Raw genomic sequence first — 26,909 nt, 5'->3', positions numbered from 1 at the left:
AGTATTTTGAACAGTGTGATTGGCGTCATTAAATTCGTTATTGGACAGGTTTTTATCGTCGCGCTTGATGGGAGCCAGAGATTGCTGGTTGCTGGCGATCGGGTTTACAGCGGTGAAGAGGTCGTGACCGGGGCTAATGGCGCGGTTTCAATCACATTACCGGATGGCAAAACATTGGATCTGGGACGTGATAGCCGCTGGAGCGATGTCAGCAATGCGTCTTCTCAGAGCAGTGCGGATGTTGCGAATGATGTCGCCGCGATACAAGATGCGATTGCTCAGGGCGCTGACCCGACACAGGTGCTTGAAGCGACTGCCGCAGGTAATGACAGCACCGGAGAGGCGGGTGACGGCGGCGGCGGGCACTTTAATCCCGCGGTCGTTTTGAACTTAACAGCCGAGGTTGTGACGACCCCGATTGGGTATGATACCGCTGGTCTATCGTTTACTGACCGTGCCTCGTCCGTTCTGGATGGCGTCGATTCATCCACGCTGCTGACTGCCGCAGCGGATACTACCGATACTACACCTCCCTCTGTCACTCTTGTCATAAACAGTGACGGCACAATAAATTTCGTTTTTACAAAACCGCCCGTTGGTTTTGACCTCACGGATATCATCGTAACAAACGGCTCAGTAACGAATCTGGTGCAGGATCCTAACGATCCCACTCGCTGGACGGCGACATTAACGCCAGCCGCCAATTTTGAGGGTGAAGTTCTGGTCAGCATCCCTGATGGCAGTTACACCGATGCCGCAGGCATTCCTGGTACAGGCGGAAGTGAAGCGGTAACGGTTGATACTCTGCCTCCTGTGGCCTCAATTTCAATTGACGATGTCACGTCGGATAATGTGATTAATGCCAGCGAGTCCGGTCAGACGATAGCCGTTACCGGAAAGGTGGGCGATGAAGTCAAAGCCGGCGATGCCATTACCGTTAAAATCGGCACCGAGACCTACCAGACGACGGTCAATGCCGATGGTAAAACCTGGAGTGTCAATGTTCCCGGCTCTGTACTGGCCGCCAATGGCGATGTGAGTGCTAGCGTCACCACTCGCGATCCAGCAGGCAACGTCACGACTGCGAATACCAGCCACACTTATGGTGTCGATACCGTTGCGCCAGTTGCCTCGATTACTATCGATAACGTCACCAGCGATAACGTCATCAATGCCGCCGAGTCCGGGCAGACCATCGCCGTCACCGGTAACGTCGATAACGACGTCAAAGCGGGCGATGCGGTGACGGTCAAAGTCGGTACCGAGACCTACCAGACGACGGTGAATGGCTATGGCAAGACCTGGAGTGTGAATGTTCCCGGCGCTGTATTGGCTAGTAATAGCGATGTGAGCGCGACGGTTACCACGCGCGATGCGGCAGGTAACGTCACGACAGCTAACACGACTCACGCTTACGGCGTGGATACGGTGGCACCCGTTGCCTCGATTACTATCGACGATGTCACCAGCGATAACGTGATTAATGCTGCCGAGTCAGGCCAGACCATCGCGGTGACGGGTAAGGTCGATAACGACGTGAAAGTCGGTGATGCCATTACGGTAAAAGTCGGCACCGAGACCTACCAGACCACGGTGAATGCCGATGGTAAGACTTGGAGCGTCAATGTTCCGGGATCTGTTCTTGCTGCAAACGGTGATATCTCTGCCACGGTCACCACCCGTGATACCGCAGGTAATGTCACCACCGCCAATACCTCTCACGCTTACGGCGTCGATACCGTCGCACCAACGGCGTCAATTACTATCGACAATGTCACCAGCGATAACGTGATTAACGCCGCCGAGTCCGGGCAGACGATAGTCGTTACCGGCAAGGTAGGCGATGAAGTCAAAGCCGGCGATGCCATTACCGTTAAAGTCGGCACCGAGACTTATCAGACGACGGTGAATGCCGATGGTAAGACCTGGAGCGTCAATGTTCCCGGTTCTGTTCTTGCAGCCAATAGCGATGTGAGCGCGACGGTCACCACGCGCGATGCAGCGGGCAATGTCACGACGGCTAACACGACTCATGCTTACGGTGTCGATACGGTGGCACCAATCGCGTCGATTACTATCGACGATGTGACGTCCGATAACGTGATCAACGCTGCCGAGTCAGGGCAGACCATTGCGGTGACGGGTAAGGTCGATAACGACGTCAAAGCGGGCGACGCGGTGACCGTGAAAGTCGGCACCGAGACTTACCAGACCACGGTGAATGCTGATGGCAAAACCTGGAGTGTCAATGTTCCCGGCTCGGTGTTAGCCGCCAACGGAGATATCTCTGCCACGGTCACCACACGAGATGCGGCAGGTAATGTTACGACTGCGAATACCAGTCTCGCTTACGGTGTCGACACCGTCGCGCCAACGGCGTCAATTACTATCGATGATGTCACCAGCGATAACGTGATTAATGCGACTGAGTCCGGCCAGACCATTGCCGTCACCGGTAAAGTCGATAATGACGTCAAAGCGGGCGATGCCATTACGGTTAAAGTCGGCACGGAAACCTACCAGACGACGGTGAATGCTGACGGCAAAACCTGGAGCGTGAATGTTCCGGGATCTGTTCTTGCTGCAAACGGTGATATTTCTGCCTCGGTTACCACACGCGATACCGCAGGCAACGTTACCACCGCCAACACGACTCATGCTTATGGCGTGGATACGGTGGCGCCAACTGCCTCGATTACTATCGATGATGTCACCAGCGATAACGTGATTAACGCCGCCGAATCCGGGCAGACGATTGCGGTAACGGGTAAGGTCGATAACGACGTGAAAGCGGGTGATGCGGTGACCGTAAAAGTCGGTACCGAGACCTACCAGACGACGGTGAATGCCGACGGCAAGACCTGGAGCGTCAATGTTCCGGGCTCCGTGCTGGCCGCCAACGGTGATATTTCTGCCTCGGTTACCACGCACGATACCGCAGGCAATGTCACAACGGCTAACACGACTCACGCTTACGGTGTCGATACGGTGGCACCAGTTGCCTCGATATCTATCGATAACGTCACCAGCGATAACGTCATCAACGCCGCCGAATCCGGCCAGACGATTGCGGTCACCGGTAAAGTCGATAACGACGTCAAAGCGGGCGATGCCATCACAGTGAAAGTCGGTACCGAGACTTACCAGACCACGGTGAATGCCGACGGCAAGACCTGGAGCGTGAATGTTCCCGGTTCCGTGCTGGCCGCCAACGGTGATATCTCTGCCTCGGTCACCACACGTGATACCGCAGGCAATGTCACGACGGCTAACACGACTCACGCTTACGGTGTCGATACGGTGGCACCAGTTGCCTTGATATCTATCGACGATGTCACCGGCGATAACGTCATTAACGCCGCCGAGTCCGGCCAGACGATCGCGGTCACTGGTAAAGTCGATAATGACGTCAAAGCCGGTGACGCGGTGACGGTGAAAGTCGGTACCGAGACTTACCAGACCACGGTGAATGCCGACGGCAAGACCTGGAGCGTGAATGTTCCCGGTTCCGTGCTGGCCGCCAACGGTGATATCTCTGCCTCGGTCACCACACGTGATACCGCAGGCAATGTCACGACGGCTAACACGACTCACGCTTACGGTGTCGATACGGTGGCACCAGTTGCCTTGATATCTATCGACGATGTCACCGGCGATAACGTCATTAACGCCGCCGAGTCCGGCCAGACGATCGCGGTCACTGGTAAAGTCGATAATGACGTCAAAGCCGGTGACGCGGTGACGGTTAAAGTCGGTACCGAGACCTACCAGACCACGGTGAATGCCGACGGCAAGACCTGGAGCGTCAACGTGCCGGGTTCTGTACTGGCCGCCAATAGTGATGTGAGCGCCAGCGTGACCACCCGTGATGCGGCAGGCAATGTTACGACGGCGAATACCAGTCACGCTTATGGCGTGGATACGGTGGCGCCAACGGCGTCAATTACTGTCGACAATGTCACGTCGGATAACGTGATTAATGCGGCCGAATCCGGGCAGACCATTGCCGTCACCGGTAAAGTCGACAACGACGTGAAAGCGGGCGATGCGATTACCGTTAAAGTCGGCACGGAAACCTACCAGACGACGGTGAATGCCGATGGTAAGACCTGGAGCGTGAATGTTCCGGGCTCGGTGCTGGCCGCCAATGGCGATGTGAGCGCTACGGTCACGACCCGCGATCCAGCAGGCAACGTCACAACGGCTAACACGACTCATGCTTATGGCGTGGATACGGTGGCGCCAACTGCCTCGATTACTATCGATAACGTCACCAGCGATAACGTCATCAACGCCGCCGAGTCCGGCCAGACCATTGCAGTGACCGGTAAAGTCGATAACGACGTCAAAGCGGGCGATGCGGTGACGGTTAAAGTCGGTACCGAGACCTACCAGACCACCGTCAATGCCGATGGCAAGACCTGGAGTGTCAATGTTCCCGGCTCTGTACTGGCCGCCAATGGCGATGTGAGTGCTAGCGTCACCACTCGCGATCCAGCAGGCAACGTCACGACTGCGAATACCAGCCACACTTATGGTGTCGATACCGTTGCGCCAGTTGCCTCGATTACTATCGATAACGTCACCAGCGATAACGTCATCAATGCCGCCGAGTCCGGGCAGACCATCGCCGTCACCGGTAACGTCGATAACGACGTCAAAGCGGGCGATGCGGTGACGGTCAAAGTCGGCACGGAAACCTACCAGACGACGGTCAATGCCGATGGTAAAACCTGGAGCGTGAACGTGCCGGGTTCCGTACTGGCCGCCAATAGCGATGTGAGCGCTACCGTCACCACGCGCGATGCGGCAGGCAACGTCACAACGGCTAACACGACTCATGCTTACGGTGTAGACACCGTCGCGCCAACGGCGTCAATTACTGTCGACAATGTCACGTCGGATAACGTGATTAATGCGGCCGAATCCGGGCAGACCATTGCCGTCACCGGTAAAGTCGACAACGACGTGAAAGCGGGCGATGCGATTACGGTTAAAGTCGGTACCGAGACCTACCAGACCACGGTGAATGCCGATGGTAAGACTTGGAGCGTCAATGTTCCGGGATCTGTTCTTGCTGCAAACGGTGATATCTCTGCCACGGTCACCACACGCGATGCGGCAGGTAATGTTACGACTGCGAATACCAGTCACGCTTACGGTGTCGACACCGTTGCGCCAACTGCCTCGATTACTATCGACGATGTGACGTCGGATAACGTGATTAACGCCGCCGAGTCCGGGCAGACCATTGCCGTCACCGGTAAAGTCGATAACGACGTGAAAGCGGGTGATGCCATTACGGTTAAAGTCGGTACCGAGACTTACCAGACCACGGTGAATGCCGATGGCAAAACCTCGAGCGTCAATGTTCCGGGATCTGTACTGGCCACCAATAATGATGTGAGCGCGACGGTTACCACGCGCGATACCGCAGGCAATGTCACGACGGCGAACACGACTCACGCTTACGGTGTCGATACCGTTGCACCAGTTGCCTCGATTACTATCGACGATGTGACGTCGGATAACGTGATTAACGCCACCGAATCAGGGCAGACGATTGCCGTCACCGGTAAAGTCGATAACGATGTCAAAGCGGGCGATGCCATCACAGTGAAAGTCGGTACCGAGACTTACCAGACCACGGTGAATGCCGACGGCAAGACCTGGAGCGTGAATGTTCCCGGTTCTGTACTGGCCGCCAATAGTGATATAAGCGCGACGGTTACCACGCGAGATACGGCAGGCAACGTCACCACCGCCAATACTTCTCATGCTTACGGTGTCGATACGGTGGCGCCAGTTGCCTCGATTACTATCGATGATGTCACCAGCGATAACGTGATTAACGCCGCCGAGTCGGGTCAGACCATCGCGGTGACGGGTAAAGTCGATAATGACGTGAAAGCGGGCGATGCCATTACCGTGAAAGTCGGTACCGAGACCTACCAGACTACGGTGAATGCCGATGGTAAAACCTGGAGCGTCAACGTGCCGGGTTCCGTACTGGCTGCGAATAGCGATGTGAGTGCCACGGTCACGACCCGCGATCCAGCAGGCAACGTCACAACGGCTAACACGACTCACGCTTATGGTGTCGATACCGTTGCGCCAACGGCGTCGATTACTATCGATAACGTCACCAGAGATAACGTCATCAACGCCGCCGAGTCTGGGCAGACCATTGCGGTGACGGGTAAAGTCGATAACGACGTCAAAGCCGGTGATACGGTGACGGTTAAAGTCGGCACCGAAACTTACCAGACCACTGTCGCGACGGATAAAACCTGGAGTGTCAATGTTCCCGGTTCCGTACTGGCCGCGAATAGCGATGTGAGCGCCACGGTGACCACCCGCGATCCGGCAGGCAACGTCACCACCGCCAATACTTCTCACGCTTACGGTGTCGATACGGTGGCACCAACCGCGTCGATTACTATCGACAATGTCACATCCGATAACGTGATTAACGCTGCCGAGTCTGGGCAGACCATTGCGGTGACGGGTAAGGTCGATAACGACGTGAAAGCGGGCGATGCGGTGACGGTTAAAGTCGGCAGCGAGACCTACCAGACCACCGTCAATGCCGATGGCAAGACCTGGAGTGTCAATGTTCCCGGCTCTGTACTGGCCGCCAATGGCGATGTGAGTGCCACGGTTACCACGCGTGATGCGGCGGGCAATGTCACGACGGCGAACACGACTCACGCTTACGGTGTCGATACGGTGGCACCAGTTGCCTCGATTACTATCGATAACGTCACCAACGATAATGTGATTAACGCCGCCGAGTCCGGCCAGAGCATTGCCGTCACCGGTAACGTCGATAACGACGTGAAAGCCGGTGATGCTATTACGGTTAAGGTTGGTACCGATACCTACCAGACCACGGTGAATGCCGATGGCAAGACCTGGAGTGTGAATGTTCCGGGAACTGTGTTGGCCGCGCATAGCGATGTAAGTGCCAGCGTGACCACGCGTGATACCGCAGGCAATGTCACCACCGCCAACACGACTCATGCTTATGGTGTCGATACGGTGGCGCCAACGGCGTCGATTACTGTCGACAATGTCACCAGCGATAACGTGATTAACACCGCCGAGTCCGGGCAGACCATCGCCGTCACTGGTAACGTCGATAATGACGTGAAAGCGGGCGATGCCATTACCGTGAAAGTCGGTACCGAGACCTACCAGACTACGGTGAATGCCGATGGTAAAACCTGGAGCGTCAACGTGCCGGGTTCCGTACTGGCTGCGAATAGCGATGTGAGTGCCACGGTCACGACCCGCGATCCAGCAGGCAACGTCACAACGGCTAACACGACTCATGCTTACGGTGTCGATACGGTGGCGCCAACGGCGTCTATTACTATCGATGATGTGACGTCGGATAACGTGATTAATGCCGCCGAATCCGGCCAGACGATTGCGGTAACGGGTAAGGTCGATAACGACGTCAAAGCCGGCGATACGGTGACGGTCAAAGTCGGTACCGAGACCTACCAGACGACGGTGAATGCTGACGGCAAGACCTGGAGCGTGAATGTTCCGGGATCTGTTCTTGCTGCAAACGGTGATATTTCTGCCACGGTCACCACGCGTGATGCGGCGGGTAACGTCACCACCGCCAATACCAGTCACGCTTACGGTGTCGATACCGTCGCACCAACGGCATCGATATCTATCGACGATGTGACATCCGATAATGTGATTAACGCCACCGAGTCCGGTCAGACCATCGCCGTCACCGGTAACGTCGATAACGACGTGAAAGCGGGTGATGCCATTACGGTTAAAGTCGGTACCGAGACCTACCAGACGACGGTGAATGCCGATGGTAAGACCTGGAGCGTCAACGTTCCGGGATCCATATTGGCGGCGAATAGTGATGTGAGCGCGACGGTTACCACGCGCGATACCGCAGGTAACGTCACGACGGCGAATACCAGCCACGCTTACGGTGTCGATACGGTGGCGCCAACTGCCTCGATTACTATCGACAATGTCACGTCGGATAACGTGATTAATGCGACTGAGTCCGGGCAGACCATCGCCGTCACCGGTAAAGTCGATAACGACGTGAAAGCTGGCGATACGGTGGCCGTGAAAGTCGGCACGGAAACCTACCAGACGACGGTGAATGCTGACGGCAAGACCTGGAGCGTCAATGTTCCGGGATCTGTACTGGCCACCAATAGCGATGTGAGCGCTACCGTCGCCACGCGCGATGCGGCAGGCAACGTCACAACGGCTAACACGACTCATGCTTACGGTGTAGACACCGTCGCGCCAACGGCGTCGATATCTATCGACGATGTGACGTCCGATAACGTCATCAATGCTAGCGAGTCCGGGCAGACCATTGCAGTGACCGGTAAAGTCGATAACGACGTGAAAGCGGGCGATGCGGTGACGGTTAAAGTCGGCACGGAAACCTACCAGACTACGGTGAATGCCGATGGTAAAACCTGGAGCGTCAATGTTCCCGGTTCGGTGTTAGCCGCCAACGGTGATATCTCTGCCACGGTCACCACGCGTGATGCGGCGGGTAACGTCACCACCGCCAATACCAGTCACGCTTACGGTGTCGATACCGTCGCACCAACGGCGTCGATATCTATCGACGATGTGACATCCGATAATGTGATTAACGCCACCGAGTCCGGTCAGACCATCGCCGTCACCGGTAACGTCGATAACGACGTCAAAGCGGGCGATGCGGTGACGGTCAAAGTCGGCACGGAAACCTACCAGACGACGGTCAATGCCGATGGTAAAACCTGGAGCGTGAACGTGCCGGGTTCCGTACTGGCCGCCAATAGCGATGTGAGCGCCACGGTTACCACCCGTGATCCGGCGGGTAACGTCACCACAGCGAATATCCATCATGCATACGGTGTGGATACGACTGCACCAGAAATTGATATTACGAATTTCGCTGGTAACGATGGGTATGTCAGCCAGAGTGAGTCGAAAAATACGGTAATCAGCGGTACCAGTAACGAGAAAACGGTCGATCTGGTCTTTACCGATGTGAATGGTAAGTCGGTTACGCTGCATGATGTGCCTGTGACGAATGGTAAATGGCAGGCGAATGTCGACTTGAGCTCGTTAGCGGAAGGCAAGATTACCGCTGGCGCGACGGCGACCGATGCGGCAGGTAATCAGGCGCATGATAAGAGCCAGGCGATCATGGATATTACGCCGCCAACCGCACACGACAATTCGGTGTCTGGCACGGAAGACACGCCGCTCCATATTGGCTGGGGCGATCTGGGCGTATCGAGCGATACCACAAGTATCGTGATTTCGTCTTTACCGCCAGCCAGCGCTGGCACACTCTATTTTAACGATAGCGGAAGTTGGAAAGCGGTCACGGTTGGGCAAACCTTTACCGCTGGCAACACCGATCTGCGCTTTACGCCAGTGGGCAATATCTCAGGCGCATCGCTGGGTGATATTGGTTATCGGCCCTTTGATGTCGCGGGGAACACCGGTGATAAAGCTGCGCTGCATATTGGCATAACACCTGTAGCAGATGCGCCGGTAGTGAGCCTGAGCATCACCAGCGGTGCGACAACGCCGACCTCTTCGGAAATTATTAAGGTCAATGGCGGTAGCGCCAACGGTGGCTTTGACGTACAAAATGGGAAAATTGTCGCCGTGGGCGACGGTGTCCGCGTTTGGCTAACCGAAGGGGATCCGGTACCCACGGTGGTCGGTACTGGTAAGGTCGCGTACTACAGTCAGGGCAATACCAGCGGGGATGGCAACTACAGCGATATCTTTGTTGTGCATTCCAACAGCGGGTATTTCTATCGACAGAGTGACTGGCCAGCCGATCGTAAGGATCATCGCGATCTGGATTCGTTTAACGGTAACCGGACGAATAACGGCAGCAGCGCACATTCTGACTATGTGTTCGTTATGAAAGAGACGGGTTACACCTATAACGCAACCTATAGCACGAACAACAATCAGGATACGTCGGTTAACACGCTGGACGGACTGAAAGTTAACTATACCGATAGCAGCGGCAAGTCAGGCTCGTTTACCACGCAGGTCAGTAACAATATTGAAGGCGTGATCTACAGTGACGGTACGACATACACGCCGGGCACTAATAGCGCGAAGATTGAAACGGTGCCTGGTCAGGCTGGTACGCAGACGCATACGTTGGATGTGTCGGCAGCCCTGACCGATCGTGACGGCAGTGAAACCCTGTCAGGGATTACACTCACAGGGATCCCGAAAGGAACAGTGCTGACTGACCACATTAACAATGTGACGTATACCGTTGGTGACGATGGATCGTATCTCATCAAGAACGCCAACAATGCCCAGACGCTGGCTGGCAAGATTACGCTCGAAGTGCCTGTCGATGCGGGTAAATTCAACGTGGTGGCGCAGGCGACATCGACAGAAATTGCCAACCATGACACGGCGACGGGTTACTCTGCCGGAGGCGTTGAGCAGTATGGCATGAGCGTTGGTACGATAGGCGATGACAACATGTCCGGTACGCACAGCCACGATGTGATGGTCGCGGATGTGTCTGGTTTGCAGATCATTGAAGGACAGAATTACAACATTGCCTTTATGGTCGATTCATCCGGCAGTATGTCGTCAACGGATATTGAGAATACGCGTACGTCGTTGAGTAATGTGTTCAAAAGCCTGATCAACAGCGCAAGTGGTGTGAATTCCGGTACGGTGAACATTTTCCTGGCTGACTTTGATACGCAGGTGGGGAAAACCGCATCCGTAAACCTGAGCGACACCAATGCGCTGAATAAGCTGACCGCTGTATTGAACTCAATGGTTGGCGGATCGGAGAAAGGCGGTGGAACCAACTATGAAGATGTATTCAAGACGACGGCTAACTGGTTCCAAAGCGATGCGGTGAAAAAGAATGTGGGTAATAACCTGACGTACTTCATTACCGATGGTGAGCCAACGTTCTATCAGAAGAATGAAACCGATGTCGTGAAAGTGAGTGACTGGAACCAAACGCTGAACATCGATAGTTTCGCCTACAAACCCGGGCAGTCCTACTCTATGGATGTTCGCGGTGCAGTGCGTGAAGTGATTGATAGCAAAGGGAACGTCTATCAATATGCATGGAGTGATAAAAGCAATCAAGTCACGGGTACGGTGATTGGTCAGGTACACGCACAGGGGGATGGAACGTATGAAATCTCCTCTCTGGGCGGCGTGGGTAATAACAGCAGCTACTGGGCGCAGGACTACCGCGGCAAATGGTACTGGGTCGATAACTCTGGTAACCGTGATGTCAGCAACACCAATGCGACTGAGGCTTTCAGTTTACTGAAGAAGCAGTCAACCATTGAAGCGATCGGTATTGGTGCGGATTTAAATGGTAATACGCTGAAGCGCTATGACACCGATGGCGTGGTTCAGGATCATATTGACCCTGCTAACCTGAATAAAGCGATTCTGGGCAGCAGTGAGTCAATGCATGCAGGTAATGACCAACTTAATGGCGGATTGGGGAATGACATTCTGTTCGGCGATGTGGTGTCGTTTCCTAATATCGACGGCAACGGTATCACCGCCTTGCAGAACTACATTGGCAAGCAGTTAGGTATGCAAACCGGCGTACCGACGGCGAAAGAGATGCATAGCTATATTGCCACGCACGGCGCGGAGTTTGATCTGTCGTCTGCGAAAGATGGCAACGACACACTCAACGGTGGAGCGGGGAACGACATTCTGTTCGGTCAGGGCGGAAATGACACGCTGATTGGTGGAGAAGGGAATGACCTGCTCTACGGTGGTGCGGGGGATGACATCCTGATCGGTGGACCGGGGGGCGATACGCTCATCGGCGGCGCGGGCGCGGATATCTTTAAGTGGCAGGCTGGCGATATCGGCAACGATGTGATCAAAGACTTCAATGCCAAAGAAGGTGACCGGATTGATTTAAGCGATCTGGTGGGCGAACTGGAGGAAGGGACCGATATTAGCCGCTATATTCGTATCACCGATAATCATGGTTCACCGACGATTGAGGTTAGCACGGCGGGGAACTTTACGGCGGATAAAGGCGGAACGGTTGCAGTGTCGATTACGTTGGAACACTATAACGGTGCATTGCCGTCGCTTGAAAGCCTGGTCAGCAAACCAGAACAGTCGAGCTGACGAAAAGGGGGAGCCTGTCCGGCTCCTTTCTTTATCAAAAATTTAAAAGGTCTCCGAGAATGTTTTATATCCAGCGCGACAGTGATGGCCACCTGATGAAGGTAGAAAAGCGTCCTTTTCCTGAAATGAATGGCGAGTTGCCGGATGATTCGCGCGAGGCACAGGCCTGGTTCCGCAGCCATCAGGCGGCGATGTCCAGTTTGGAGCAGCTACGGCAAAGCGATCTGGAAATGGTACGCGTGCTGGAGGATTTAATTCAGGTGTTGATTCAGAAAGGTGTGGTGAGCATTACTGATTTCCCTCAGGCGGCACAGCTGAAGTTGATTAATCGCGCGCAGGCGCGTGAAGCGTTAAATGGCGGATTGAACAAGCTGATTGGTGACGACGAAGAGACCATGTTTTGAATAGACCATGTTTTGAATAAACCATGTCTACCGTTTCGTTCAGCCGTTTCCGGCTTCTCAACATCGTAGCGAGAAGCCGGGGGCATTAAACGCGGTTAGCCAATCAGACTCTAACCGCAGGTGCCGGTTCACCCAGCAGCCGTCCCATCGCGCCCTGTAAACCCATCTCCTGAAGTACTTTCATCTCACCTGCAGTTTCAACACGTTCGGCGATGAGCGGCAGAGCAATGCTGTTGGTGGCGCGATACAGCGCCTCGATAAACATTTGCTTATCGTCTTCCTGGTCGATATTACGGATGTAGCTGCCATCGACTTTCAGATGCGCCAGCCCCCACTGGGACAAGTTGCCTATCATATTAAAGCGCCCACCAAAATGCTGTAGCCCCAGCGCACAGCCATGTTCATTCAATAACTTGATTAAAGCTTCCAGTTGGGCGCTGTCTGGCAATTGGTTTTCATCCAGCTCCAGAATCAGTCGGCTGGCGACATCCGGCTGGTGTTTTAGCGGAGCAAGCAGATCGGCGAGCAGATGAAGGTTCAGGACGGTAGTGCCGGAAAGGCTCAATGCGAGGTTGCCGTCGTGCTGGCGAAGGTAGTCCAGCACTTCGCGCAGCATCGTCTGATCCAGACGCGTATCCCAGCCAAAGCGCTGGATCCACGGCAGGAAACGACCTGCGGCGATACTGTTTCCTCGCTCATCCTGAATGCGAGCCAGCACCTTGTGATGGAGAACCCGACTGGGATCGTCACAGGCGACGACGGGTTGCAGGAAAAGCTGCAAACGTTCCTGTTCAAGGATAGGGTCGAGCAGGTTAAACCATCTATGGCGATCGGTTTCGACCTGTTCGGCGCTGACGGACGGAATCTCATGAGGGGCGCTGGTATCGGTATTGCTTTCGGCTCGCGTGAGCGCCTGATCGCCCTGGATAAATAGCGATTGTGCGGTATCGCCGGGACGGAAAGGCACCATGCCGAATTGGGCGACAGGGGAAACGTCGGTTTCGCCTGTCAGATGCAACGTTTCGATATTGCGCGTCAGTTCGCCAATGAGCGCATAGGCTTCTTTATCGACCAGCCCTGGGCAGAATAGTGCAAATTCTCCCCCGCGGATGCGCGCCAGCAGGCTCTCTGCATTCGTATGCTGTTTCTGTGTGTTACGCAGGATATGCCCGACGGAGGCTAATAGCGCATCGGTACGCTGACCGCCCAGCCGTTGGTTCATTCCCGCCAGATCCTGAACGCGAATCATGATAAGGAATCCAGGTGCCGTTTCCTCATCAGCCAGCTTATCGTTGAACTGCATGTCAAACGCGCGGCGGTTATTCAACCCTGTTTGAGGATCCTGATAGACTTCCTGACGTAAGCGCTCGCTTCGTTCCGCTTCTTCTTCGAACAGCGTTTTGAGCTTGCTGACCATCAGATTCATCGCCTGTGCGACGCGGCGAAATTCCGGCGTATTGGGTAAATCTGGCTGGCTAAGGAATTCGCGGCGGGTAATTGCCAGCGATTGATCGACGATATAATCGAGCGGACGTAACTGACGGCGCAAGAACAGCGCGCCGATAAACACGCCCAGCGTGCCACAGCCGAGCAGCCACAGGAAAGACGCGGTACTGCTGCGCCACAGGCGGGTGACTGCGAACATCGGGTGGCTGATGACTTCAACTTTTGCCGCCTGTTCCCAGCCGCGCATCACGATGGCTTCGCCTGCACCGGGTTGCAGGTTCACTAACTGGACAAACCAGGCCGGTACGTCAGGGATATCTGGCGAGGCGGTACGCTCCAGCGTGACGTTGCCGGTTTTTAAATCTCGCACGCGAATACTGGAAAAATAGCCGCTGTCGAAAATTGAGCTGACCATCAGCTCTACCATTGCCGGGTCATCAATATTTGGCGTCAGGGAAAGCCCAAGCGCGGTGGCGGCATCCTGCGCGTGAGAGTGAAGCTGGTTATTGTACTGTTCACGCGAATTTTCCAGGCTGACGAAAAAACTCCCGCTGAAAATAATTAGCACAAACAGGCAAATGGCTATCAGTAATTGTTTGTATAGAGACATAGCCTACCCTTACTCCTCAATTAAAAACCCTTCGGCACGCATTTTGGTTAATACATCCTGCCAGCGTGAAAGTCGTTTACTGTCACCGACGCGTTTGTTGCTGCCGCTGGCACCGGGCAGCCATAGCCCGCCGCCATTAAAGGCGTACACCGGCACTAAATCATTGCGTTCTGTCGCCGGTTGGATCTTGTCGGTCAGATTATCCAGCACCAGTGGAATCGAGGTGGGCGTGGGATAATAAGTCACCACCATATGCGCCTTATTCAGACGCACGGCTTTAACATAGGTAATACGTAATTTATCCGCCGGGACGCCTAAATGGCGCAGCGTAAAATATTTGGCGAGCGCGTAATCTTCGCAGTCCCCGGCACCTTTACGCAGTGCTTCAATCGGGGTTGCCCAATAATCTTCCTGATTCCAGACGACGATATCATCGCGAAACAGCATATGGTCATTGAAAAATTGGTTCACGCTGCTCAGCAGAGTTTTTTCCTCTTTATTGCGGGAATTGACCAGCAGCGTCTGCCATTCATCTATTCGGCGACGAGCATCGGGCGTTGCCGGGCCATAAAGCTGCTCGGTTCGCTGATTAATGGTAATAAAATCCCAGTCAGCACGTAGCGAACCCGCCAGCAGAAACAGCAGACAGCTAATAAAGAAGAGCTTGTAACTGGAGAGTCTGAACCCGAGGAGCCGCACTGAGGTTTCTCTGTTTACCTTGCGAGATAAATGTGGAGAGTGAATTCGATGCAGAATAGCGTACTTTCATAGGTCTCAAAAGCAGTATAGTGGTGAAAATAGTGGTTTGTCATAAACATGTAGATAAAGCATGAGGTAGTGGAATGCATTCAGATGTGATGAATGGCGATAACCTTAATTTAGGGAAACTGGTTTCCGAAACGAGAAATCCGGCAACGATGGCGTTGGATCAGCTCTCTACGCTGGAGATGATGCACGCGTTTAACCAGGAAGATCGGAAAGTGCCTGAAGCCATTGCGCAGGTTTTACCTGCGATTGCCGAAGCGGTCGATCTGTCGACGGCGTCGCTACAGGCGGGTGGGCGGCTGATCTATCTGGGTGCGGGCACCAGTGGCCGTTTAGGTGTACTAGATGCTTCAGAATGTCCGCCAACGTTTGGCGTACCACACGGGTTGGTGATCGGCCTGATTGCCGGTGGGCCGGGCGCGCTGCTGAAGGCTGTGGAAGGTGCGGAAGACGATCCCGCACTCGGTGAAGCGGATTTGAAAGCACTGGATTTAACCGCTGTGGATATGGTGATCGGCCTTGCGGCATCAGGCCGGACGCCGTATGTGATTGGCGCGCTACGCTATGCGCGTGATGTAGGCTGCCGGACGGCGGCGATCTCCTGCAATCCACATTCACCTATCGCGCAGGAGGCGCAGGTGGCGATTTCTCCGGTGGTTGGCCCGGAAGCGTTAACGGGCTCGACGCGGCTGAAATCAGGAACGGCGCAAAAACTCGTCCTGAATATGATTTCTACCGGCGTAATGGTTAAGCTGGGAAAGGTGTACCAGAATTTGATGGTGGATGTGAAGGCAACCAACGTGAAGCTGTTGGATCGCGCTTGCCGCATTGTCGTTGAAGCGACGGGCGCCGAGCGGGAAAGGGCGCGGCAGGCGCTGGTGCAGGCGGATAACGAAGTGAAGCCTGCGATTCTGATGCTTCTGGCTAATATTGATGTCGACGCGGCGCGTGAGCGCCTGAAACAGCACAACGGCTACCTGCGTGAGGCGCTGATTGGCGGATAAGATTATTTTGGTGTCGGTGCTATTTTGAGGTAAATCGGGAGAAACGTTTTGAGTGATAAGCGAGAGCAACGCATTGTTTTTTTTGATCTGGATGGCACGTTGCATCAGCAGGACATGTTTGGCAGTTTTCTGCGCTTTTTACTTCGTCGGCTGCCGCTAAATCTGGTTTTGGTTATCCCGCTATTACCTATTATTGGACTGGGATTATTGATTCGCGGTCGCGCGGCGCGCTGGCCGATGAGCTGGCTGCTGTGGGCGATTACGTTTGGGCGCTCTGAAGATGAACTGGTTCAACTGGAAAAGCAGTTTGTCGGCGCGTTTCGCCATGATGTCATCCCGTTTCCACAGGTTCAGCAGCGGCTGAAAACCTATCTTGAAGACAGCGATGCGCAGGTTTGGCTGGTGACCGGATCGCCGCAGCGGCTGGTGGAACAGGTCTATTATGATTCACCTTTCCTACCCGGCGTTCGCCTGATGGGTAGCCAGATTACACGCCGCTACGGCGGCTGGGTGTTGACGCTGCGTTGTCTGGGGCATGAAAAAGTCGTTCAGATGGAGCAGCGTCTGGGCGCGCCGCTCAAGCTCTACAGCGGTTACAGCGACAGTAAGCAAGACAATCCGCTGCTTTATTTCTGTGAACACCGCTGGCGCGTGACGCCCGAAGGCAGTCTGCAACAGTTGGAGTAACGCCTTCAATACGCCATCCATATAGGTATAATGCGCCGCCAAAATGGCAAGTAAAATAGTCCTAATGGGATAGGTTCTAAGTGAGGAAACGTGAGTAGCCTGCGTAACGATGAATACTGGATGCGCCACGCATTAACGCTGGCTCAGCGTGCTCAGGATGAAGGTGAAGTGCCGGTTGGAGCGGTGCTGGTGCTGGATAACGACGCGATCGGTGAAGGGTGGAACCGGCCGATAGGGCATCACGATCCTACCGCGCACGCTGAGATTATGGCGCTGCGGCAGGGGGGACTGGTGCTGCAAAATTACCGCCTGCTGGATACCACGCTGTATGTCACGCTGGAACCCTGCATTATGTGCGCAGGCGCGATGATACACAGCCGAATTGGTCGTCTGGTTTACGGCGCGTCAGATGAGAAAACGGGGGCGGCGGGGTCGCTGGTGGATATTCTGCGCCACCCAGGAATGAATCATCAGATTGTGATTGAATCCGGCATTCTGGCTGATGAATGTTCTGCTACGCTCAGCGCCTTCTTTCGCCTGCGCCGTGAGCAACATAAAGCCCGTCGTGCCGCAGTCAAAAACGCCGCGCAGGAGTAGCGGTGCGTTTTCCCTTCCATACGGATTTATTCCGGTGCTTTTTATTCCGGTACCTTGCTGAGCGGCACGGCAGGGTAGCCTTGGGCGATCTGGGTCTGTTGCTGCGCTTTCGCTTCTTTTTCTATCAGGTAACCTTCCAGACTCACCATATAGCGCCGAATGTTTTCCACGTAGTTATAGGCTTCGTGTCCGCGCGCGTAGCCGTAGGTGGTTTGCGTGTAATAGCGCTTTTGACTTAGCATCGGCAGGCGCATTTTCACATCGACCCAACTGTCGGGGTTACCTTTCTGTTTTTCCGTCAATTTACGCGCGTCAAGCAGATGGGCGTACCCCATATTGTAGGACGCCAGCGCAAACCAGATTTTTTCATCCTCTGGGATGGTGTCCGGCATTTTCTGCATCATGTGTGACATATACTGCGCGCCACCGCGAATACTTTGTTCAGGATCGACGCGATCGGTGACGTTCAGGCTTTCTGCGGTGTTGCGTGTGAGCATCATTAGCCCGCGTACGCCGGTCGGTGACGTCGCCAGCGGGTTCCAGTGTGACTCCTGATAGGAGATGGCGGCCAGCAGCTTCCAGTCGATATCGGTGGCGTATTTTTCAAACAGCGGGCGTAGGTCCGGCAGTGTGTCATCAATTGCACTCAGGAATGTGGTGGTATCGACATAGTCAAATTCGCCCACGTGACCGAGATATTTCTCCTCCAGACGCGCAAGCGTGCCGTCTTCGACAATCTGGCTGAAGAAGTCCAGCAGCGCGGCAGACAGGCTGTCATCGTGCGAACGGCGCATATACCAGGTGACGGGTTCTTCGTCGCTGAGATCGAAGGCGACGGCGAGCTGCGGGTGAATGCGTTGCATCAAGCCAATCGTGACCGAATCACCCAGCGTGTAGTCCAGCTTGCCGTCAGCAACCTGCTTCAATAATTCCTGCGTGCTCTGGTCCGAGGCGGATTCCCAGTTCAACTGCGGGTATTTCTCTGCTTTTAGATCGCGCAGGGTTGCCGCGTGCGCGGAACCGGATGTAACGACGAGCCGGCCTTGCAGCTTATCCAGCGTTTTCGGACGGGGCGAGCCGAGGCGATAGACTATTTGCTGTGAAATGGAATAGTAGGTTGGGCCAGCACGGAAGCGTTCCAGACGCTCATGGTTGTAGATCAGCCCGGCAGCCAGCAGGTCGGCGTCATCACCGTCCAGATCGTCAAACAGTTCGTCAAGGTTCTTACGTGACGAGACCACCAGCTTGACGCCGAGGTAATCGGCGAAACGTTTTGCCAGTTCATAATCCAGACCTGTCGGGGATCCGTTGCTCAATGCATAAGTCAGCGGTGAATTAACGGTGCTGATACGCAACTCACCGCGTGAGAGGATCTGCCTGAGCTGAGCATCCTGGCTACTGCGCCAGGGAATGCTAGGCCATAGCGCTAACGCCAGCAGTAACGTGATAATCCCGATGAAAAAATAATTTAATTTTAAAGGCTTCAAATAGTTATCTCTCGGCGGCCGTGCGGCCTGTCTGTCTGTAACGGCAGTTTTTTTATACGTCATTTCCCAGAGTGGGGGCATTTTGCTTAACAAACCGCCAGTGTGCAACTTTTATTGATTTGGTCACCGATTCATCATTCTCCCGATGCGATATGAAATTATCGCCACGCAAACGGTTTCGTCCGGGGGAAGGATTCTCTATAATGTGCGCGTTTCCCCCCTGTTGTGCCCAATGGCTGTATCGCAGCCAGAGCATCGAAGACGAGAGAACTTTAGATTATGGAAATACTGCGTGGTTCACCTGCTTTATCGGCTTTTCGTATTAATAAATTGCTGGTCCGCTGCAAAGAGCACGTTTTGCCGGTTAGCGATATCTATGCTGAATACGTACATTTCGCCGATGTCAGCGCCCCGCTGAACACTGATGAACAGGCCAAACTGACACGTTTGCTGAAGTATGGTCCTTCTCTCGCGGAGCACGAGCCGCAAGGCCATCTGTTACTGGTCACGCCGCGTCCCGGCACGATTTCACCGTGGTCTTCCAAAGCAACGGATATCGCCCATAACTGTGGATTAAGCAAAGTGCTGCGTCTGGAACGCGGTCTGGCTTTCTATATTCATGCGCCTACGCTGAGCGATGAACAGTGGCAGCAACTGGGGGCATTGCTGCATGACCGGATGATGGAAAGCGTATTTAGCGACCTGAAACAGGCCGAAGCGCTGTTCTCTCATCATAAGCCTGCACCTTTCAAACGCATCGAAATTCTGCTGCAAGGGCGCCAGGCGCTGGAAGAGGCTAACGTCCGTCTGGGGCTGGCATTAGCGGAAGATGAGATTGATTATCTGCTGGAAGCCTTCACCAAACTGGGGCGCAATCCTAACGATATCGAGCTGTATATGTTCGCACAGGCGAACTCTGAACACTGTCGCCACAAGATTTTTAACGCTGATTGGGTGATCGACGGCGTCGCTCAGCCGAAATCACTGTTCAAAATGATTAAAAACACGTTTGAACATACGCCCGATCACGTTCTCTCCGCCTATAAAGATAACGCCGCCGTCATGGAAGGATCCGCCGTCGGCCGTTTCTACACGGATACCAACGGGCAATATGCTTACCATCAGGAAGATGCACATATCCTGATGAAGGTTGAAACGCATAACCACCCAACCGCGATTTCGCCGTGGCCGGGCGCCGCAACAGGATCCGGTGGTGAAATTCGTGATGAAGGCGCAACAGGCCGCGGCTCCAAGCCGAAAGCGGGTCTGGTGGGTTTCTCCGTCTCGAACCTGCGTATTCCAGGCTTTATTCAGCCGTGGGAAGAAGAAGAGTTTGGCAAGCCAGAGCGTATTGTCAGCGCGCTGGATATTATGACCGAAGGCCCTCTGGGCGGCGCGGCATTCAACAACGAATTCGGTCGTCCTGCACTGACGGGCTATTTCCGTACTTATGAAGAACGCGTCGATAGCCACAATGGCACAGAACTGCGCGGCTACCACAAACCGATCATGCTGGCGGGCGGCATTGGCAACATCCGCGCCGATCACGTCAAGAAAGGGGAAATTAGCGTTGGTGCCAAACTGATTGTTCTGGGCGGGCCGTCCATGAATATCGGTCTGGGCGGTGGTGCTGCTTCCTCTATGGCATCGGGTCAGTCTGATGCGGATCTGGATTTTGCTTCAGTACAGCGCGATAACCCGGAAATGGAGCGCCGCTGTCAGGAAGTGATCGACCGCTGTTGGCAGTTGGGTGAAGCCAACCCGATCCTGTTCATTCACGATGTTGGTGCGGGCGGTTTGTCCAACGCCATGCCGGAGCTGGTGAGCGACGGTGGCCGCGGTGGCCGCTTTGAACTGCGCGATATTCTGAACGATGAGCCGGGCATGAGCCCGCTGGAAGTTTGGTGTAATGAATCGCAGGAGCGCTACGTTCTGGCTGTTGCGCCAGAACAGTTGGCACAGTTTGATGAAATTTGTCGTCGCGAGCGCGCACCTTATGCGGTGATCGGTGAGGCGACGGAAGAACTGCATCTGACGATGAACGATCGTCATTTTAACAACAAGCCTATCGATTTGCCGCTGGATGTGCTGTTGGGTAAAACGCCGAAGATGCTGCGTGACGTTGAGCGTAAGCGGGTTGAAGGTGCACTGTTACAGCGTGACGAAATCTATCTGGCCGAAGCGGTCGAGCGCGTGCTGCATTTGCCTGTGGTGGCAGAAAAGACCTTCCTGATTACCATTGGCGACCGCTCTGTTACCGGCATGGTGGCGCGCGATCAGATGGTTGGCCCGTGGCAGGTGCCGGTGGCTGACTGTGCGGTGACTACCGCCAGCCTGGACAGCTATTACGGTGAGGCAATGTCTATCGGCGAACGTGCACCCGTGGCGCTGCGTAACTTCGCGGCTTCTGCGCGTTTAGCCGTCGGTGAAGCACTGACGAACATTGCTGCTACGCACATTGGCCCACTGACTCGCGTGAAGCTGTCCGCGAACTGGATGGCGGCTGCGGGGCACCCAGGTGAAGATGCCGGGCTGTACGAAGCGGTGAAAGCCGTGGGTGAGGAGCTGTGTCCGGCGCTGGGTCTGACGATCCCGGTCGGTAAAGATTCCATGTCGATGAAAACTCGCTGGCAGGAAGGCAGTGAAGATCGTGCGGTCACCTCGCCGATGTCGCTGGTGATCTCTGCGTTTGCCCGTGTTGAAGACGTGCGTAACACGGTAACGCCACAGCTGCGTACCGGGCAGGATAATGCGCTGTTGCTGATCGATCTGGGCGCAGGCAATAAAGCGCTGGGCGCGACGGCGCTGGCACAGGTTTATCGTCAGTTGGGTCGTAAGACGGCTGATGTGCATAGTCCAGAGCAGTTGGCGGGCTTCTTTAACGCTATGCAGCAACTGGTCGCGGACAAAGCGCTTCTGGCTTACCACGACCGTTCAGATGGCGGCTTGCTGGTGACGCTGGCAGAGATGGCTTTTGCTGGCCACTGTGGCATTACCGTCGATATCGCCTCTCAGGGTGAAGATACGCTGGCGACGTTGTTTAACGAAGAGCTTGGCGCCGTCATCCAGATTCCTGCTGCACGTCGTGCTGAAGTGAATGCCGTTCTGGCGCTGCATGGGTTAGCCGACTGTGTGCATTACCTCGGTCACGCTGAGGAAGGAACGCGTTTTACCATCAATAAGGGTGCGGAAGCGGTCTATCAGGAAAGCCGTTCAACGTTGCGCCGCTGGTGGGCAGAAACCAGCTGGCAGATGCAGCGCCTGCGTGATAACCCGCAGTGTGCCGATCAGGAACATATCGCCAGACAGGATGATAACGATCCCGGTCTTAACGTGTCGCTGACCTTCGATCCGCAGGAAGATATTGCTGCACCTTATATCGCTAAGAATGTCCGCCCTAAAGTGGCTGTCCTGCGTGAACAGGGTGTGAACTCTCATGTCGAAATGGCAGCGGCATTCCATCGCGTTGGTTTTGATGCGATCGATATCCATATGAGTGACCTGCTGGCAAATCGTCGTAATTTGCAGGATTTCCAGGCGCTGGTTGCTTGCGGCGGCTTCTCTTACGGTGATGTGCTAGGCGCGGGTGAAGGTTGGGCTAAATCCATTCTGTTCAACTCTCGCGTGCGTGATGAATTCGCGGAATTCTTCCTTCGTCCGCAGACGCTGGCGCTGGGCGTATGTAACGGTTGCCAGATGATGTCCAATCTGCGTGAACTGATTCCGGGTGCCGATCTCTGGCCGCGTTTTGTCCGCAATAAGTCTGATCGTTTTGAAGCGCGCTTCAGCTTGGTCGAAGTGGAGAAAAGCCCGTCGCTGTTCATGAACGACATGGCTGGCTCGCGTATGCCGATTGCCGTTTCACACGGTGAAGGGCAGGTTGAAGTCCGTGATGATGCACATTTAGCGGCGATTGAAGAGCACGGCCTGGTGGCGCTGCGTTATATCAATCACTACGGTCAGGTAACCGAAAACTATCCGGCTAACCCGAATGGTTCACCAAACGGTATTACGGCGGTCACCAGCACCAGCGGTCGGGCAACGGTCATGATGCCGCATCCTGAGCGTGTGTTCCGTACCGTTAGCAACTCCTGGCATCCGGAAGAGTGGGGCGAGGATGGTCCGTGGATGCGTATGTTCCGTAATGCACGCAGACAGCTCGGCTGAGTGAGTGTCTGATAGTGAAGGGGCTTCGGCCTAATGCCGGTCAATTAAGGTGACCGGCATTGTTTTTTAACGGATATTTCGCTCGTCTTCCCCTGATTTCTCGGGGGTAACTTCGCTCCCTGCGCAACGGCAATACCAGATAGACTGCCTGCTCATAAAAATGCTTCAGATGTCCTGGTATTGCACCCGGTGATGAACCCGGCAGACTGATAAGTAATCGCCAGATTTCCGTCAGGGCGCCGCTGAAGCTCAACTGATACGGCAGGTAATCTCCTTTCAGCCTAAACGCCATTTTCACCATCTGATAACGCACCAGATTGTACGTCAGCAGCACGCCCCACAACTCCTGCCTCACCATTTCCGGCAGTTTGCTCCGTAAATGCCACCTGTTACCCAGTAAAACTTGTTTCGCCTCGCGATATCCTAACTCGATTTCCCATCGGTGAGCGTAAAGTGCGTTCACCTCCGCTGCCGGATAACGCATCGGGTCCGTCAGTGACGTCAGCACCTCGCGCGTTTTTCCCTCTATCGTCTTCGTTAACAACCGTGCGGTGATGCTCTCCGGCAGTTCTGCCCATTGTTTACGCGCCTGCGGCGATGTCTTAATCCGCACCAGTCTGTCTTGCCTGCCCAGCTTGCTTATCACTTCATATTGCGTATTTTTCTTCAGGGGCAACAACCAGTGCCGGTTTTCTCCCATACTCTGCCAGTGATGTAATAAGCCTGCGGAGTAAAACCCTTTATCGAACAAGGTAATGCTGTTGTCTGGTGTTTTTTCGGTCAGCTCTGCTGCCAGCCGCATCTCATTGACATCGTAACGGCCGAACGCACTGGCGGTTATCAGATGGCTGCTCAACTCCATCAGGCAAGCCATTCTCACCTGAGGATAGCCTCTGTCACCGTACTGATTCGAAGCCTTGCCGAAGGCCGCCTCATTTTCCGGTGTATCCTGTGTTTGCCAGACCACGCCGTCGACGGCAAACAGGTTGAGCCCATGCCATTGCGGATGCTGAGCCTGTTCGTTCCAGTGTCGTTGTGTGATATCAAACAGTTCCCTGATAGCGGCCTCGCCGAGCGTCTTCCGCCGCTGTATGACTGAACTGGGGGCGATGAACGGGGAGCCGGAGCGGTCGGCGATATCCATGAGATTAACGATGTGGGAAAGAGGTCGCTGATTGAATACAGCCATGCCAATAACCAGCCACACCATGGACTCAAGGGGGAGTTTTCGCTTGCGCAGCGTGACGGTATCAGTGAGCGTAAATGCCTGTTCGATCATGCTAACGGGCAGGAAATCAGCCAGAGTATGAATCTGTTCCGGCGCAGTAAGATTGATAATGCCAAGAGCCTGAGAAAGTTGCATAAAAAAAGGTCCATGAATGTCATGAACCTTTTGTACACCAACGGCTGGATCGTTCAACTGATCCTTAAACGATCGGCATTAGGGGCTTCGGCCCCTTTTTTACGTCTGTTTTCTCCGTTTGTCGTTTTTTTGCGACGTACTGGTTTTTTGTTGTCTCTAATTGGTGACACTTAACTAATTGATTTATAGTGGTAACATGGTGTTGTTATAAAGCTGTCTGTTTTTAGCGACATAAATGGCTACTTTCGCGCGTATTTCCGTTATTGCTATCCTGGATAATGATTTTTTCGGCAAAAATTTAGTTAAATGTCATTTATAATCATGGTTTTAAATTAAATCATTAATGATTGGCATGATAAGTGCTATATAACTTATGTTGCTCATTCAACTGGTTATGATTGCGTTGCTGACTGGCAAATATTTTCGCTCATAACATCTGGAATGATGCCAAAAGAAAGGGTGCCTATCGTCCACCAGACCGATAACCGGGCGTGAAAACGAACGTTATCAAGCATCGGGCGACACGTTGAGTGAGGCACCGCCTATTCAGTTATGCGGCCAGAGGGAGCGATTCTTCTGGCCGCGTGACGTTTTACCCCCCGTCACCTCTAGAATCCAATCCCTTTGATTGCTTTTTACGGCGCTACTTTTTCACGACGTTACATTGGCATTCACGCCGTATTGCGAAGCGTTGCGCATGTCACAAGGGAAAACGTTGAACTTTTATAAGACTCGGTTAGCATCAATGCGGATTCGATAAGTAACGAGATGATTTCTTTGAAACGATGGCGTTTATTCCCGCGTTCCCTGCGGCAATTAGTAATTATGGCGTTCTTGTTGGTGCTGTTGCCGCTGTTGGTGCTGGCCTATCAGGCTTACCAAAGCCTGAACATGCTGAGCGAACAGGCTGCCGATATCAACCGGACAACGCTGGCGGATGCCCGCCGCAGTGAGGCGATGACCAGCGTGGCGCTGGCAATGGAGCGTAGCTACCGCCAGTACTGCGTATTGGACGATCAGACGCTGGCAACGCTCTACCAGAATCAGCGTAAACAGTATTCGCAAATGCTGGATTCCCACGCGCAGGTGCTACCCGATCCCCGCTATTACCAGACGCTGCGTCAGCTTCTTACTCAGCTTGGCGAAATTCGCTGCCATAACAGCGGTCCGGAACAAACCGCATCGAGTCTGCTAGAGGGATTCTCTCGCGCCAACGGACAGATGGTGCAGGTGACGCGTGACGTTGTTTTCTCTCGCGGGCAACAGCTCCAGCAGGCTATTTCCGAACGTGGCCAGTTCTTTGGTTGGCAGGCGCTGATCTTATTTCTGGTCAGCGTGATGCTGGTGGTTCTCTTTACACGGATGATTATCGGTCCGGTTAATGGCGTAGAGCGGATGATTAACCGCCTTGGTGAAGGCCGATCGCTGGGGAACACCAGCACCTTCAAAGGCCCGCGTGAGATTCGGACGCTGGCGCAGCGCATTATCTGGCTGAGTGAACGTCTGTCCTGGCTGGAGTCGCAGCGACATGAATTCTTACGCCATATTTCCCATGAACTTAAAACGCCGCTGGCGAGCCTGCGGGAAGGCACTGAACTGCTGGCTGATGAGGTGGTGGGCCCATTGACTGCCGATCAAAAAGAGGTTGTCGCTATCCTCGATAGCAGCAGTCGCCATTTGTTACAACTGATCGACCAACTGCTGGATTATAACCGTAAGCTGGCGGATACGCCGACCGAACTGGAACGGGTTGAAATTGAAGAGATCGTCGATATTGTCGTGTCGTCCCACAGTCTGCCTGCCCGCGCCAAAATGATTCATACCGATGTGGCGCTGATTGTTGGGCACTGCTGGGCGGAGACGACCCTACTGATGCGAGTGATTGATAATCTCTATTCCAATGCGGTGCACTACGGTAAGGAATCCGGTAACATTTGGATTTATAGCCGTCAAATTGGCAATCGCATTCAGATTGATGTCGCCAACAATGGTACGCCTATTCCTGAGGCAGAACGGAGCATGATTTTTGAGCCTTTTTATCAGGGAAGCCATCAGCGCCGTGGTGCGGTTAAAGGAAGCGGGTTGGGGCTAAGTATCGCGCGTGATTGCATTCGTCGTATGCGTGGTGAATTGAGCCTGATTACCGTGGATTATGCTGATGTGTGTTTCCGCATTGAGCTACCCTTATTGCCCGATAACGAATAGTCCGAT

11 protein-coding genes are annotated in these 26,909 nt (G+C 54.2%); 7 read left to right on the top strand and 4 right to left on the bottom strand.

Going from position 1 to position 26,909, the window contains the following annotated elements; all coding sequences use genetic code 11:
* Positions 1 to 6 precede the first annotated feature (6 nt).
* Positions 7 to 12,168 (top strand): Ig-like domain-containing protein, encoded by a 12,162-nt coding sequence (locus NAL19_RS15685; protein WP_411561403.1) that lies wholly within the window; start codon positions 7 to 9, stop codon positions 12,166 to 12,168.
* 59 nt (positions 12,169 to 12,227) lie between these two features.
* On the top strand, positions 12,228 to 12,572 hold the full coding sequence (locus NAL19_RS15680) for a tryptophan synthase subunit beta (protein ID WP_225085441.1): 345 nt from the start codon (positions 12,228 to 12,230) through the stop codon (positions 12,570 to 12,572).
* Positions 12,573 to 12,675: 103 nt separating this feature from the next.
* On the opposite strand, the gene lapD is transcribed toward NAL19_RS15680, so the two are convergent.
* Positions 12,676 to 14,628 carry a cyclic di-GMP receptor LapD gene (gene lapD, locus NAL19_RS15675; RefSeq protein ID WP_263057834.1) on the bottom strand — a complete coding sequence of 651 codons (1,953 nt, stop codon included), beginning with the start codon at positions 14,626 to 14,628 and terminating at the stop codon, positions 12,676 to 12,678.
* A gap of 9 nt (positions 14,629 to 14,637) precedes the next feature.
* Positions 14,638 to 15,327 carry a cysteine protease LapG gene (gene lapG, locus NAL19_RS15670; protein ID WP_263057833.1) on the bottom strand — a complete coding sequence of 230 codons (690 nt, stop codon included), beginning with the start codon at positions 15,325 to 15,327 and terminating at the stop codon, positions 14,638 to 14,640.
* A 143-nt stretch (positions 15,328 to 15,470) separates the two neighbouring features.
* Here lapG and murQ point away from each other — a divergent pair, with 143 nt between their 5' ends.
* The 3 genes from murQ to tadA all read left to right on the top strand — a co-directional run bounded on the left by murQ (position 15,471) and on the right by tadA (position 17,681).
* Positions 15,471 to 16,397 (top strand): N-acetylmuramic acid 6-phosphate etherase, encoded by a 927-nt coding sequence (gene murQ, locus NAL19_RS15665; protein ID WP_263057832.1) that lies wholly within the window; start codon positions 15,471 to 15,473, stop codon positions 16,395 to 16,397.
* 48 nt (positions 16,398 to 16,445) lie between these two features.
* Positions 16,446 to 17,084, top strand: coding sequence for a phosphatidylglycerophosphatase C (yfhb, locus tag NAL19_RS15660; RefSeq protein ID WP_225085437.1), 639 nt, complete (start codon positions 16,446 to 16,448; stop codon positions 17,082 to 17,084).
* Positions 17,085 to 17,174: 90 nt separating this feature from the next.
* The gene (gene tadA / locus NAL19_RS15655) at positions 17,175 to 17,681 is read left to right on the top strand and encodes a tRNA adenosine(34) deaminase TadA (RefSeq protein ID WP_263057831.1); all 507 of its coding nucleotides are present in this window, start codon (positions 17,175 to 17,177) and stop codon (positions 17,679 to 17,681) included.
* A gap of 41 nt (positions 17,682 to 17,722) precedes the next feature.
* On the opposite strand, the gene mltF is transcribed toward tadA, so the two are convergent.
* Entirely contained in the window at positions 17,723 to 19,231 is a 1,509-nt protein-coding gene (mltF, locus tag NAL19_RS15650) for a membrane-bound lytic murein transglycosylase MltF (protein ID WP_263057830.1), read from the bottom strand.
* A gap of 216 nt (positions 19,232 to 19,447) precedes the next feature.
* Here mltF and purL point away from each other — a divergent pair, with 216 nt between their 5' ends.
* Positions 19,448 to 23,335 carry a phosphoribosylformylglycinamidine synthase gene (purL, locus tag NAL19_RS15645; protein WP_263057829.1) on the top strand — a complete coding sequence of 1,296 codons (3,888 nt, stop codon included), beginning with the start codon at positions 19,448 to 19,450 and terminating at the stop codon, positions 23,333 to 23,335.
* A 40-nt stretch (positions 23,336 to 23,375) separates the two neighbouring features.
* Here purL and NAL19_RS15640 read toward each other — a convergent pair whose 3' ends face one another.
* Positions 23,376 to 24,698 carry an IS4 family transposase gene (locus NAL19_RS15640; RefSeq protein ID WP_263057828.1) on the bottom strand — a complete coding sequence of 441 codons (1,323 nt, stop codon included), beginning with the start codon at positions 24,696 to 24,698 and terminating at the stop codon, positions 23,376 to 23,378.
* Between the two features lie 768 nt (positions 24,699 to 25,466).
* On the opposite strand from NAL19_RS15640, the gene NAL19_RS15635 reads away from it, so the two are divergent.
* Positions 25,467 to 26,903 carry a sensor histidine kinase gene (locus NAL19_RS15635; RefSeq protein WP_263057827.1) on the top strand — a complete coding sequence of 479 codons (1,437 nt, stop codon included), beginning with the start codon at positions 25,467 to 25,469 and terminating at the stop codon, positions 26,901 to 26,903.
* Positions 26,904 to 26,909: the final 6 nt, after the last annotated feature.

Origin of the sequence: Pectobacterium sp. F1-1 (genome assembly GCF_025643735.1) — a bacterium.
Taxonomy (GTDB): Bacteria; Pseudomonadota; Gammaproteobacteria; order Enterobacterales; family Enterobacteriaceae; genus Pectobacterium; species Pectobacterium colocasium.
This window is presented reverse-complemented; position numbering and strand designations above follow the sequence as displayed.

Bases quoted from the DNA above. Each gene is read 5' to 3' on its own strand.
- NAL19_RS15680 (WP_225085441.1), top strand. From the start codon at position 12,228: ATGTTTTATATCCAGCGCGACAGTGATGGCCACCTGATGAAGGTAGAA.
- lapD (WP_263057834.1), bottom strand. From the start codon at position 14,628: ATGTCTCTATACAAACAATTACTGATAGCCATTTGCCTGTTTGTGCTA.
- murQ (WP_263057832.1), top strand. From the start codon at position 15,471: ATGCATTCAGATGTGATGAATGGCGATAACCTTAATTTAGGGAAACTG.
- mltF (WP_263057830.1), bottom strand. From the start codon at position 19,231: ATGACGTATAAAAAAACTGCCGTTACAGACAGACAGGCCGCACGGCCG.
- purL (WP_263057829.1), top strand. From the start codon at position 19,448: ATGGAAATACTGCGTGGTTCACCTGCTTTATCGGCTTTTCGTATTAAT.
- NAL19_RS15640 (WP_263057828.1), bottom strand. From the start codon at position 24,698: ATGCAACTTTCTCAGGCTCTTGGCATTATCAATCTTACTGCGCCGGAA.
- NAL19_RS15635 (WP_263057827.1), top strand. From the start codon at position 25,467: ATGATTTCTTTGAAACGATGGCGTTTATTCCCGCGTTCCCTGCGGCAA.